The organism is Streptomyces sp. YGL11-2 (assembly GCF_050054615.1).
Classification (GTDB): domain Bacteria; phylum Actinomycetota; class Actinomycetes; order Streptomycetales; family Streptomycetaceae; genus Streptomyces.
This window is the reverse complement of record NZ_JBNHIN010000003.1, coordinates 20,443-31,940: the sequence shown is the minus strand read 5'-3', so window position 1 is coordinate 31,940 and position 11,498 is coordinate 20,443. Positions and strand designations below refer to the sequence as shown.

The following is an 11,498-nucleotide window of genomic DNA, read 5'->3' as shown; positions in this document are numbered from 1 at the left end:
CCCCCCCCCCCCCCCCCCCCGGGCCCGCATACCGCCGCAGCGGCTCAGCCGCCCGACTTGCCGCCCTTCTCGGACGCCTTGGCGGCCCGGTCCAGCGCGGCCTTGAGCTTCTTCTGGGCCTCGCCGTACGCTGCCCAGTCGCCCGCGACGCGCGCCTTCTCGCCCTCGTCGTACGCCTTCTCGGCGTCGCCGAGTGCCTGCTGCACGGTCTGGCCGGATGGCGGCGGCTGCTGGCCGGTCTCACCGCCGCCGGGCGGATTCTCCGTGCCGGTGCTCGGCGCCTTCTTGCCGAAGACCACGTCCAGCGCGTCCTTGAGCGAGTTCTCCAGGACGGGCTTGCTGTCGCCGTAGCTGACCAACACCTTCTTCAGGAGTGGGTAGTTGGTGTTGGCGCCGCGCAGATAGACCGGTTCGACGTAGAGCAGCCCGCCGTCCAGGGGGACGGTCAGCAGATTGCCGTACTCGATCTCCGAGTCGCCGAATTTCTTCAGGATGTTGAGCTCGTTGGCGATCGTCGGATCGGAGTTGAACTTCGACTGCGCCAGCTGCGGGCCGGGCACCGGTGTCTGCGCGGGCAGCTTCAGCAGTCTGATCCTGCCGTAGTCGCCGCTCGTCGCATTGGCGTCGACCGCCATGAAGGCACCGAGGTTGTCCTTCTTGTTGGGCGTGAAGGTCGTCGTCAGCGAGAACGCCTGTTCCTTCTGGTCGGGCATCTTCATGCTCAGGTAGTACGGCGGAACCGCGTTGCCGGACTTGGTGGTCGGGTCACTGGGGATCTGCCAGCGCTCCGAGCCGGTGTAGAAGGTCCCCGGGTCGGTCACGTGGTACGTGGTCAGCAGCTGGCGCTGCACCTTGAAGAGGTCCTGCGGGTAGCGCAGGTGCTCCTTCAGCGCGGGGCTGATGGCGCTCTTCTTCTCCACCGTGCCGGGGAACGCCTTCATCCAGGTCTTGAGGACCGGGTCCTCGGTGTCCCACTGGTAGAGCTTGACCGAGCCGTCGTACGCGTCGACCGTCGCCTTGACCGAGTTGCGGATGTAGTTGACCTGGTTCTGCTGGGCCACCACCGCCCGCTGGCCGTTGGTGAGCGAGTCTGCGGTGCTGTCCCCGAGGGTGGTGCGCGAGGCGTACGGGTAGCCGTTGCTGGTGGTGTAGGCGTCCACGATCCACTGGATCCGGCCGTCGATCACCGCCGGGTAGGCGTCACCGTCGATGGTCAGCCAGGGCGCGACGGACTCGACGCGCTCCTTGGGCGTGCGGTTGTACAGGATCCGCGAACCGTCGCCGATCGCACCGGAGTACAGGATCTGCGGCTCCCCGAACGCCACCGCGTACGCGGCCCGGTTGATCGGGTTGGACAGGCTGACCCCGCTCCTGCCCTGGTAGCGGTAGCTCTTCTCGCCACTGTCGTCGGAGTAGTCGAGCTCCTTCTGGGGCCCGCCCACGATGGAGTACTGGGTGGTCTTCTCGCCGTAGTAGACACGCTGCTCGTACGGGGGGAGCTGCCCCCTGGACGGCAGGTTCGCCTCGGTGTAGTCGGGGCCGCCGCCGTCGGCGGTCTCCGTCCCCTTGGCCGTGACCGCGCCGTAGCCGTGGGTGTACTTGAAGTGGTCGTTGATCCAGTTGCGCTCGGGGATGCCGGCGAGGTTCAGCTCGCGCAGGCCGATGACGGTGTCCTGCTCCTTGCCGTCCTTGTCCTTGTACCGGTCGACGTCCAGGGTGGACGGGAACTGGTAGTAGGACCGCACCTGCTGCTGTTGCTGGAAGGCCGGCGAGACCACGTTCGGGTCGAGCAGCCGCATGCTGGCCGTGGTGTCGGCGTCGTCCCGCAGCCGCTGGCTGTCGTCCTTGCCGGCGGGCTTGTAGTTGCCCTTGTAGGGCGTGACCTCGGAGTCCTGGATGCCGTACGCGTCCCGGGTCGCCTTGATGTTCTGCTTGATGTACGGCGCTTCCTTGGCCTGCTCGTTCGGCTGGACCTGGAACTTCTGGACGATGGCCGGATACAGGCCACCGATGAGGACCGCGGAGAGCACCATCAGGCCGAAGCCGATCACCGGCAGCTGCCACGTGCGCCGCCAGAGGGTGGCGAAGAACAGGAGCGCGCAGATCGCCGCGATGAAGAACAGGATGGTCTTCGCCGGGAGATAGGCGTTGGCGTCGACATAGCGCAGCCCGGTCCAGTTGTCCGCCGACTTCAGGCCGCTGGACTTGACCGCGAGGCCGTACCGGTCGAGCCAGTACGCGACCGCCTTCAGGGAGACGAAGATGCCCAGCAGCACCGAGAGATGACCGGTGGCGGCGGCGGTCGCCCGGGAGCCGGGGCTGGTCAGCCGCAGCCCGCCGTAGAGGTAGTGCGTCAGCGCGGCGGCCACCAGGCACAGCACCGCGCAGGCGAAGCCGAAGCTCAACAGGAAGCGGTACCAGGGCAGATCGAAGGCGTAGAACGAGACGTCCTTGCCGAACTGCGGGTCCGTCGTGCCGAACGGGACGCCGTTGACCCACTGGAGCCACGTACGCCACTCACCGGAGGCGGAGGCCCCGGCGATCAGCCCGATCACGGACGTCACCGCGAGCAGCGCCCACTTCTTGAACGGGGCGATGCCCATCCGGTAGCGGTCCAGGCTCTGCTGCTCCATCGACATCGCGCTGAGCGGCGGCCGCAGCCGGTGCGCCAGCCAGATGTTGACGCCGACGCACACCGCCATCACGACGCCGAAGGCGAAGAACAGGCCGATCTTGGTCAGCAGGGTGGTGGTGAAGACCGAGGAGAACTTGACGGAGCGGTACCAGAGCCAGTCCGTCCAGAAGCCCGAGAACATCACGAAGAGCATGGCCAATACGGCCAGTACGCCCAACGTCATGAGCAGGGTCCGGAACCGCCGCGACGGTCGGCCGACTCTGATCCGTGGCCCTGTCGGGCCTCCGCCGCGGTCCGGCATCTGGAAAGCCAAGGTGCGCACCTCGAAGTTCGGTGGGGTGGTGAACAGGCCCGGCGATACTAGGACCCAGTGATGCAACTTACGACGGCTTTACTCGGTTCCCGATTTCCGGGGTCCACAAGGCACGATGTGGGGCATGACGAACCTCCCCGTTGACGGCACCCCCCTCGCCGCCGACCCACTGACCCGCGCGGTGCTCGAAATCGACGAGTACGCCGCCGGGCTCGGCTGGGACCAGCCCGCCCGCCTGTTCGCCCTCGTTGACACCGCCAAGCTGCGGGAACAGGAGCCCTCGCTCGCCGCCCAGCTGGGCATCGACGACGCCACCAGCGCGTCCCTGACCCCCGTGGAGCAGGACGAGATTCCGGCCGACGCCCCGCTGGACGAGTTCCTCGCCACCATCGCCTGGCCCGACGCCGTCGCCGGCTGCGCGCTGACCGTGGAGCGGCTGATGCTGCCGCCGTCCGCCGAGGAGTCCCAGCCGGCGGGCATGGACGAGGCCCAGCTCGCCAAGTGGGTCGCCAAGCACCCCGACCGCCAGGAGGTCCGGATGACGGTGGCCGTCCTGCGGGACGGATCGCGGGAATCCGCGCTGCGGCTGCGCGAGAAGGACTCCACCTCCGAGGTGCTCACCGGCTCGGCCCTCGTCCCCGGCCTCGCGGACGCGCTGGCCGCGACCTTCGAGGCGTGAGCGCGCCGGTCTGACCTACGAGCGGCCTGCCGGGCTGCAGCTCGGCAGGCCCGCCGTGTCGTTCGTACGGATCTTCTCCAGCGCCTTCACCGCGTCACCTATGGTGCCGACCTTGACGAGCCGGAGGCCGCTCGGGGTGTCCTTGGCGGCGGCGGCGCAGTTCTCCTTGGGCGTCAGGAAGAACTCCGCGCCCTTGTCCCGCGCGCCGATCGTCTTCATCGAAATGCCGCCGATCGGGCCGACGTTGCCCTGGTCGTCGATCGTGCCCGTACCGGCCACGAACTTGCCGCCGGTCAGGTTGCCGCCGGGCGTGAGCTTGTCCACGATGCCGAGCGCGAACATCAGCCCGGCGCTCGGGCCGCCGACGTCGGCGAGCTTCACGTCGATGTGGAACGGGAAGATGTGGTCCGCCTGGGCCTGGATGCCCACCACGGCACGGCCGCCGTCCGCCGCGGTCGTGAGCGCGATGTCCGCGCCGGGGCCCTCGGGCCGCTTGCCCTGCTGCTCCGCCACGGCGGCCTCCTTGGCCGGAATGACCGTGAAGACCACCTTTTCGCCCGGCTTGTGTCGGGTGACGAACTTGGCGACGTCGCCGGCCTGCGTGACCGCCTTGCCGTCCACCGCCTTGATCACATCGCCGGCGTGCAACTTCCCGTCGGCCGGCTTGTCCTTGACGACGGCCCCGACGACGGTCTGGGTGGCGACCGGGATGTTCAACTGCTTGAGCGCGGCGACCTTGGCGCTCTCCTGGGACTGGGTGAACTCCTCGGCGTTCTGCTGGTCGGCCTGCTGGGCGGTCTGCCCTTCCGGGTAGAGCGTCTTGTGCGGCACCACGGCCCGGTCGGGGTCCAGCCAGCCGTAGACCGCCTCGAAGAGGTTCATGCGGTAGTCGGGGCCGGTGACCTGGACCGTGGTCATGTTCAGGTGGCCGCTCGTCGGATACGTCGTGCGGCCGGAGATCTGGAGCACGGGCTTGCCCGCGTGATCCCCGAGAGTGTTGACCGTCGGGCCCGGTGACATTGCCGCGTACGGCACGGGAATCAGCACGCCGGCGCAGAGCAGCGCGATCAGCATCAGGGTCGAGGCGAGCAGCGTCGCGGTGCGGCGTGGCATGGAACGACAGTACGGGACGGGTATGACAACCGGCCCGCGGGGCCGTCCGTACGAGGACGGACGGGAGCCTCAGACCGGGTCCGTGACCGGGTCGGGAACGGTGGGAGCGGGCTCCTGTCTCTCCATCGCGGCACGGAACCGTGCATAGCCGGCCAGCTCCGCGACGTCCCCGGTCCTGCGGTTGCGCAGGGCCCAGCTGCTCCACAGCGCAGCGGCCAGACCGGCCAGAACCGGAATCAGCAGCCAGAGCAGCGCTCCCATGGCGACCTCCCGACACCTCGCGCAACCGTGATCGACGAATAAGCGGATTAACCAGCCGACAGGTCAACGCTCATGCCAGGGAGCCGGTTACGCAACCGGAACGGCACACACAGCCACCGCCACGGCCCTGGCCAGGGAGGATCCCGGGTTACCCGCCACAGAGGATCCCGGGTTACCCGGAAGGCAGCGCTACGCGCCGACCCGCCCTCCCGTCACCCGACCTCCACCCCCAGAAGACAGCGCTACGCGCCGACCCACTCCTCGGTCACCCGACCTCCACCCCCAGAAGACAGCGCTACGCGCCGACCCACTCCTCGGTCACCCGACCTCCACCCCCAGAAAACGGCGCTACGCGCCGACCCACTCTTCGGTGCCGTCGGAGAAGGTCTGGTGCTTCCAGATGGGGACCTCGTGCTTGAGGTCGTCGATCAGCTTGCGGCACGCGTCGAACGCCTCGCCCCGGTGCGGGCAGGAGACCGCGACGACCACGGCCAGATCGCCGATCGCCAGGTCGCCCACGCGGTGCACGGCGGCGAGCGCGCGGACCGGGTAGTCGGCGACGACCTTCTCGGCGATGCGGCGCATCTCCTCCTCCGCGGTCGGGTGCGCGGAGTAGCCGAGCCCGTCGACGTCGGCGCCGCCGTCGTGCGAGCGGACGGTGCCGACGAACAGGGCCGTACCGCCGGCCGCCGCGTCCCCGACGGCCGCGAAGACCTCGTCCACGGACAACGGGGTGTCGCGGATCGCCAGGAGCCGGATCGGGTCCTCGGCGGCCCGCTCGCCGGGGTGGCCGCGGCCGGGGGCGGTGCGGGAGTGCGTGCCAGACATACCCCCATCGTGCCGTACCGGGAGCGCGCCGGGGAATGGCCGTTTCCACCGGGCGTCCGGCCTCCCGTATGGAGGCTCGTACAGCCCGGCGGCCCGGGCGGCGGTCAGATGCGGCGGCGGGCCTTGCGGGCGCGGCGGACCAGTGCCGCGGTGCCCAGGAGGGCGACGGTGGCACCGGCGGCACCCGCGGCGGTGGCGTCCTTGCGGCCGAGCCGGCGGCCCGCGACGGTGTGCCGGCCGGCGACCTCTTCGAGGAGTTCGGCGAGCACCTCCTCGTTCGTCCACTTCGGACGCCAGCCCGCGTCGTGCAGCCGGCTGCCGCTGACCACCCAGGGGTGCATCGTGTACGCGAGGTCCCCGGCGGGGGACGGGGTCAGGCCGATGCGGTGCAGCCGGGCGGCGGCGCCCAGCGCCACCGAGGAGGGCAGCTCCATGCGGCGGATGCCGGAGAGCTCCTCTACTTCCTCCTGTTCCAGCCAGCCGTCGCAGCCCACCGCCAGTTCGCCCTCGACCTTCTGCAGGGCCGCGTACTCCAGGGCGCTGACCAGGTCTTCCACGTGGCAGAACTGCCAGGCGGGGCGGGACCCGGCGACAACCAGGAGGCGCGGCGACTCGAAGTAGCGGGTCAGCGCGGTGTCGGTGCCGCCCACCAGGACGGCGGGGCGCAGCACGGTGACGTTCAGGCCGGGGTGGGCGCGGGGCGCGCGGTGCGCCAGGTGCTCGATCTCCAGGAGGTCGCCGACACCGGTGGCGTCGGCGGTGGCGCGCAGCTCGGCGTCCTCGGCGAGCGGAACATCGTTGTCGGGCAGCGCCCCGTAGACCATGGCGGAGGTGCACAGCACGACCCGGTGGACGCCGGCCGCCGCGGCGGCGGTCAGCACCGTCTGGGTGCCGCGCACGTTGTAGGCGGTGCGCGCCGCGTCGTCGGTCTCCAGGTCGAGGTCGAGCGCGAGGTGGACCACGACGTCGGTTCCGCGGAGTTTGTCGGCGATGGCGGGGTCGCGGACGTCCAGGACGTGCCAGTGGGCCTCGGCGACGTCTCCATGGCGCTCGTCGATGGCCACCACCTTCCTGACCTCGTCGGAGGCGACCAGGGCACGGGTGAGCAGCGCGCCGACCCCGGAGGCGGCGCCGGTGACGGCGACGACGGGGCGGCGCAGCGGCCGGCCGGCGGCATCGCCTGGGGCGTGGTCCGCCTTTTCGGTCTGGGCCGCAGCGTTTCGCGCTGCGCGAACGGTCGGATCTGGGGAACTCACCGGGCGTCTCCAGCGGTTGTCTTCAGTACGGGCGCGTCGGACGCGTCCGCACCAGGTGGCTCCATCCTGCCGCAGCCACCGGGACAGCGAAGCACCGAGCCCCGATGCGGTCCGGGTGTCTACGCTGGAGGTGATGTCGGGCAGCCGCCGTCGGCCGATGGGGTCGGCGGCCCTACGAGCCGAGGAAACCCGTGAGTGACACCCCATTTGGATTCGGCCTTCCGCCGGAGGAGCCGGAGGACGGCGACAACGGCAAGAAGAAGGGCGGCCAGGGAGGTAGCCAGGGCCCCGCAGACCCCTTCGGGTTCGGCGGCGGGAGCGGCGGCGCGGACAATCCGTTCGCGGCGCTCTTCGGCGGCATGGGGGGACCCGGCGGCGAGATGAGCCCCGGCGATCTGGGAGCCGCGTTCCAGCGGCTCGGCCAGATGCTCTCCTACGAGGGCGGCCCGGTGAACTGGGACATGGCCAAGGACATCGCCCGGCAGACCGTCGCGCAGGGCGCCGAGGACGGCAGCAAGGACGCCAGCCTGTCGCCGGGTGAGCGGACCGCCGTCGAAGAGGCCGTGCGCCTCGCGGACCTGTGGCTGGACGGGGTGACGTCGCTGCCGTCGGGCTCCGGCTCGGTGGTGGCCTGGAGCCGCGCCGAGTGGGTCGAGGAGACCCTCCCGGTGTGGAAGGACCTGGTCAATCCGCTCGCCGAGCGCGTCGGGTCGGCGATGGGCGATGTGCTTCCCGGGGAGATGCAGGCCATGGCGGGCCCGCTGCTCGGGATGATGCGCTCCATGGGGGGCGCGATGTTCGGCACCCAGATCGGCCAGGCGCTGGGCGTCCTGGCCTCCGAGGTCGTCGGTTCGACGGACATCGGGCTGCCCCTGGGGCCGGCCGGCAAGGCCGCGCTGCTTCCCGGGAACGTGGCGGCGTTCGGTGCCGGCCTGGGCGTCCCGGAGGAGGAGGTGCGGCTGTATCTGGCGCTGCGTGAGGCGGCCCACCAGCGGCTCTTCGCACATGTGCCGTGGCTGCGCTCGCATCTGTTCGGTGCCGTCGAGGGCTATGCGCGCGGCATCAAGGTCGATACGACCAAGCTGGAGGACGTGGTCGGCCAGATCGACCCGCAGCACCCCGAGGAGCTGCAGAACGCCCTCCAGCAGGGCATGTTCCAGCCCGAGGACACCCCTGAGCAGAAGGCCGCGCTGGCTCGTCTGGAGACCGCTTTGGCGCTCGTCGAGGGCTGGGTGGACGCGGTGGTGCACGCCGCCGCCAAGCCGCATCTGCCGTCGGCGGACAAGCTCCGCGAGACGCTGCGGCGGCGCCGGGCGAGCGGCGGCCCGGCCGAGCAGACGTTCTCCACCCTGATCGGCCTCCAGCTGCGCCCGCGGCGCCTGCGGGACGCCTCGCGGCTGTGGGCCTCCCTGACCGACGCGCGCGGCCTGGAGGGCCGGGACGGTCTGTGGGAGCACCCGGACATGCTGCCGACGGCGGCGGATCTGGACGACCCGGACGGGTTCGTGCACCACGAGCAGCTGGACTTCTCCGAGCTCGACAAGATGCTGGGCGAGGCCGCGAGCAACGGCAAGCTCCGTCCGTCCAAGCCCGATCTGTCCAAGCCCGCCGAGGACGGCACGGGTGACGACGGTCCGCAGGCCCCCGAGGACGGCAAGGGTGACGGCGCCAAGTGAGTCTGCGTGAGGACGCGGCGCGGGTGCTCAAGGAGTGGCCCGCGCCGTCGGCCGACCAGGAGCGACTGCGGCTGGCCTATCTGGACCATCTCGCCGCCCACCAGGACGGTATGTGGAAGCCCTGCAAGGACGGGCACATCACGGCCAGCGCGCTGGTGATCGACCCGGCGGGCGGCCGGGTGCTGCTGACCCTGCACCGCAAGCTGGAGATGTGGCTCCAGATGGGCGGCCACTGCGAACCGGAGGACGCCTCGCTGGCCGCCGCGGCGCTCCGGGAGGCGCGCGAGGAGTCCGGGATCGCCTCGGGGCTGACCCTGCTGGGCGGTACGCCGGTGCGGCTGGACCGTCATCGGACGCCGTGCGCCGAGCACTTGGACGTCCAGTACGCCGCGCTGGCCCCCGCGGACGCGGTGGCGGCGATCAGCGACGAGTCGCTGGACCTGCGCTGGTTCCGCTATGACGAGGTGCCCGGCGTCGCGGACGCCTCGGTGGTGCGCCTCGTGGAGAGCACCAGGGCACTGCTGCCCGCAGCGCCCTGACGGCTCCCCGGGCCTTTCGGGTCTTCTGACGCCCCATCACATCCGGCGTCCGCCCTGACCGGGGCGGGCGCCGGACGCACGGGTGCGCCGGGCCGGCGACCGGCCGACCGGCTCCGCACCGATCAGCGGCCCCGGCGCGGGTCGCCCTGCTGTTCTCCACGGGCCGGCCCTGCGGCGTCAGGGCCGTACGGTTCCTCTCCGGGCCGCTGCCACGGTCCGGTACCGCCGTCCCCGGGGGCGGGCACGCCCTGCCCCGGATACGGCGCGGTCGGGGCCCCCGGAGCCTGCTGGCTCGGCTGCCCGTAGGCACCGGGCGGCGGCGGAGGAGGCACGGCCTGTCCCTGGGGCGCGCCGTAACCGCCGGGCGGCGGCGGAGGCTGCTGACCGTACGGAGGCAGCGGTGGAGGCTGCCGGGTGCCCGGGAATCCACCGGCCGCCTGACCGTGCGCAGGCGGCGGGGGCGGCGGAGGCGGCCCCTGCACACCGGCGGCCGGAGGCGGCGGAGGAGGCGGGGGCGGCCCCTGCACACCCCGGGGCGGCACCGACGCACCGGGCGGGACCAGCGGCGCGACGACCGTCGGCGCGCTGTGGATCTGCGCGGCGGACGGCTGCGGATACTGCGGAGGGGCCTGCTGCGGGAGGTACGGTGCGGGCTCACGGGGGTCAGGCGCCGCCGGCGCGGGCGCTGCGGACGCGGGCGGCGCGGCCGACGGGGCGGGCCCCGGGTCCGCCGGCGGCGCGAAGCCCGGCACGCCCTGTGCGGTCACCGGAGGCGCCGGCGCCGCTTCGGCCGCCTCCTCCTCCACGACCTCACCACCGAAGTTCTTCAGCAGCGCCTCCAGGCCGCCGTCGAAACCCTGGCCGACCGCGGCGAACCGCCAGACGTCCTTCAGGTAGACGTCGCCGAGCATCACGGCGCGCTCGGTGCTGAACTCGCTGCCGGTGAAGGGATACCGGGCCACCTCTTCGCCGCCGGCCACGATCCGGAGGTAGCCGGGCCCGATTTGCGACATCTGGCCCGCGCCGTCGAGCGTGGCGGTGAAGGTCAGCTTCCGGATGTGCGGCGGGATGGTGTCCAGGGTGACGCGGAAGGATTCGGTGTCGCCGGCCTGCGCGCCGAGCAGCTGAATCGACTCCTCGGGCGACCTGGGCTGGTTGTAGAAGACGAAGTAGCGGTCGTCGGAGAGCCGCTCGTCGGCGTCCAGGCCGAAGCAGCTGATGTCGAGGGTCAGGCCCGGTCCGGCGATCTGCACCCCCACATACAGATCCCGCCCGGCCGTCAGATCGCCGATCCTGGCCTTGTGGCCGCGCTGGAATTCCCTGGCCATGCGTAACGCCCCTCCCCCGCTCCCGCGTTGAGTCCCTACCCGTGCCAGGCTAACCGCTGACGCTGACAGCGAGTGATGCCGGGGCTCGGCGGGGCGGGACGGCGGTCACCGGCGACGGGCGGCGGGCAGATGGGGCAGCCGGTCGGCGGCCACCACGCCTTCGAGATAGCCGCGGGCCCGCTCCGTGCGCGGATAGGACTCCAACAGGCGCCAGAATTCCGGGCCGTGGCCGGGGACGAGCAGATGCGCGAGTTCATGCAGAAGCACGTAGTCGATGACGTACTCCGGCATGCCCTGGAGGCGGTGGGAGAGGCGGATGCTGCCCTCGGCCGGGGTGCACGACCCCCAGCGGGTGTTCTGGTTGGTGACCCAGCGCACCGACGCGGGGCGGGCTCGCCCGTCCAGGAACTGACCGGAGAGCCGCTCGGCCCGCTCGGCCAGCTCGCCGTCGCCCAGTATCCGCTTGCTCTCCTGGGCGGCGAGCTTGTCCAGCATCACACCGACCCAGCGCTGCTCCTCGGCCTCCGACATCCGGGCCGGGATCAGCACCACCGTGCGGTCGCCCTCGCGGTACGCGGAGACCGTCCGGCGCCGCCGGGAACTGCGGCGCACCTCGACCGCGCTGGTCCCCGACCCGCGGGCCTTCGGGCTCGGTTCAGCCCGGCGCGGTGGATCTGCGGCGCGGCGCAGGGGTGTCTCCCCGGAACCGCGGGGGGAAGGATCGGCGGGCACGCGCCCGACGTTACCCGCTGGCACTGCGGGAAGTCCCGCCCCACGAACGGTTCGCCACCTGAACGCCCCCGGCGCGCACGGCTTGTATGACTAATACCCGCTTCCTGTGGATAACTTCCGCGCCGGTCTCGCGCCTGG

9 protein-coding genes and 1 pseudogene are annotated in these 11,498 nt (G+C 71.5%); 3 read left to right on the top strand and 7 right to left on the bottom strand.

Translation table 11 applies throughout. From position 1 onward, the window contains the following. Nucleotides 1–44: 44 nt before the first annotated feature. Entirely contained in the window at nucleotides 45–2,936 is a 2,892-nt protein-coding gene (locus ACO1BR_RS04755; protein WP_426793996.1) for a UPF0182 family protein, read from the bottom strand. Between the two features lie 136 nt (nucleotides 2,937–3,072). Between ACO1BR_RS04755 and ACO1BR_RS04750 the strand changes: the two genes are divergently transcribed. Continuing rightward, the gene (locus ACO1BR_RS04750) at nucleotides 3,073–3,627 is read left to right on the top strand and encodes a PPA1309 family protein (RefSeq protein WP_159508147.1); all 555 of its coding nucleotides are present in this window, start codon (nucleotides 3,073–3,075) and stop codon (nucleotides 3,625–3,627) included. Nucleotides 3,628–3,642: 15 nt separating this feature from the next. On the opposite strand, the gene ACO1BR_RS04745 is transcribed toward ACO1BR_RS04750, so the two are convergent. The 4 genes from ACO1BR_RS04745 to ACO1BR_RS04730 form a co-directional block, all read right to left on the bottom strand. Continuing rightward, nucleotides 3,643–4,740 carry a YlbL family protein gene (locus ACO1BR_RS04745; protein ID WP_426793747.1) on the bottom strand — a complete coding sequence of 366 codons (1,098 nt, stop codon included), beginning with the start codon at nucleotides 4,738–4,740 and terminating at the stop codon, nucleotides 3,643–3,645. A 69-nt stretch (nucleotides 4,741–4,809) separates the two neighbouring features. Beyond that, the gene (locus ACO1BR_RS04740; RefSeq protein WP_426793746.1) at nucleotides 4,810–5,001 is read right to left on the bottom strand and encodes a hypothetical protein; all 192 of its coding nucleotides are present in this window, start codon (nucleotides 4,999–5,001) and stop codon (nucleotides 4,810–4,812) included. Nucleotides 5,002–5,349: 348 nt separating this feature from the next. Further along, nucleotides 5,350–5,829: a molybdenum cofactor biosynthesis protein MoaE gene (locus ACO1BR_RS04735; protein WP_426793745.1), complete on the bottom strand. Its 480-nt coding sequence runs from the start codon at nucleotides 5,827–5,829 to the stop codon at nucleotides 5,350–5,352. Nucleotides 5,830–5,933: 104 nt separating this feature from the next. Continuing rightward, nucleotides 5,934–7,085 carry an SDR family oxidoreductase gene (locus tag ACO1BR_RS04730; protein WP_426793744.1) on the bottom strand — a complete coding sequence of 384 codons (1,152 nt, stop codon included), beginning with the start codon at nucleotides 7,083–7,085 and terminating at the stop codon, nucleotides 5,934–5,936. A gap of 191 nt (nucleotides 7,086–7,276) precedes the next feature. On the opposite strand from ACO1BR_RS04730, the gene ACO1BR_RS04725 reads away from it, so the two are divergent. Continuing rightward, a complete protein-coding gene (locus tag ACO1BR_RS04725) occupies nucleotides 7,277–8,761 on the top strand; it encodes a zinc-dependent metalloprotease (protein WP_426793743.1) in 1,485 nt (494 codons plus the stop codon). Next, nucleotides 8,758–9,300: an NUDIX domain-containing protein gene (locus ACO1BR_RS04720; protein ID WP_426793742.1), complete on the top strand. Its 543-nt coding sequence runs from the start codon at nucleotides 8,758–8,760 to the stop codon at nucleotides 9,298–9,300. Before ACO1BR_RS04725 ends, ACO1BR_RS04720 begins: the two co-directional genes overlap by 4 nt. A gap of 182 nt (nucleotides 9,301–9,482) precedes the next feature. On the opposite strand, the pseudogene ACO1BR_RS04715 reads toward ACO1BR_RS04720, so the two are convergent. Further along, a pseudogene (locus ACO1BR_RS04715) lies at nucleotides 9,483–10,628 on the bottom strand (TerD family protein); the annotation flags it as partial. 105 nt (nucleotides 10,629–10,733) lie between these two features. Next, complete coding sequence (locus ACO1BR_RS04710; protein ID WP_201305069.1) at nucleotides 10,734–11,360, bottom strand: M48 metallopeptidase family protein; 627 nt, start codon at nucleotides 11,358–11,360, stop codon at nucleotides 10,734–10,736. Between the last annotated feature and the right edge of the window lie 138 nt (nucleotides 11,361–11,498).

Coding starts and splice junctions, on each gene's coding strand:
- ACO1BR_RS04755 (WP_426793996.1), bottom strand. CDS start 2,936: ATGCCGGACCGCGGCGGAGGCCCGACAGGGCCACGGATCAGAGTCGGC.
- ACO1BR_RS04750 (WP_159508147.1), top strand. CDS start 3,073: ATGACGAACCTCCCCGTTGACGGCACCCCCCTCGCCGCCGACCCACTG.
- ACO1BR_RS04745 (WP_426793747.1), bottom strand. CDS start 4,740: ATGCCACGCCGCACCGCGACGCTGCTCGCCTCGACCCTGATGCTGATC.
- ACO1BR_RS04740 (WP_426793746.1), bottom strand. CDS start 5,001: ATGGGAGCGCTGCTCTGGCTGCTGATTCCGGTTCTGGCCGGTCTGGCC.
- ACO1BR_RS04735 (WP_426793745.1), bottom strand. CDS start 5,829: ATGTCTGGCACGCACTCCCGCACCGCCCCCGGCCGCGGCCACCCCGGC.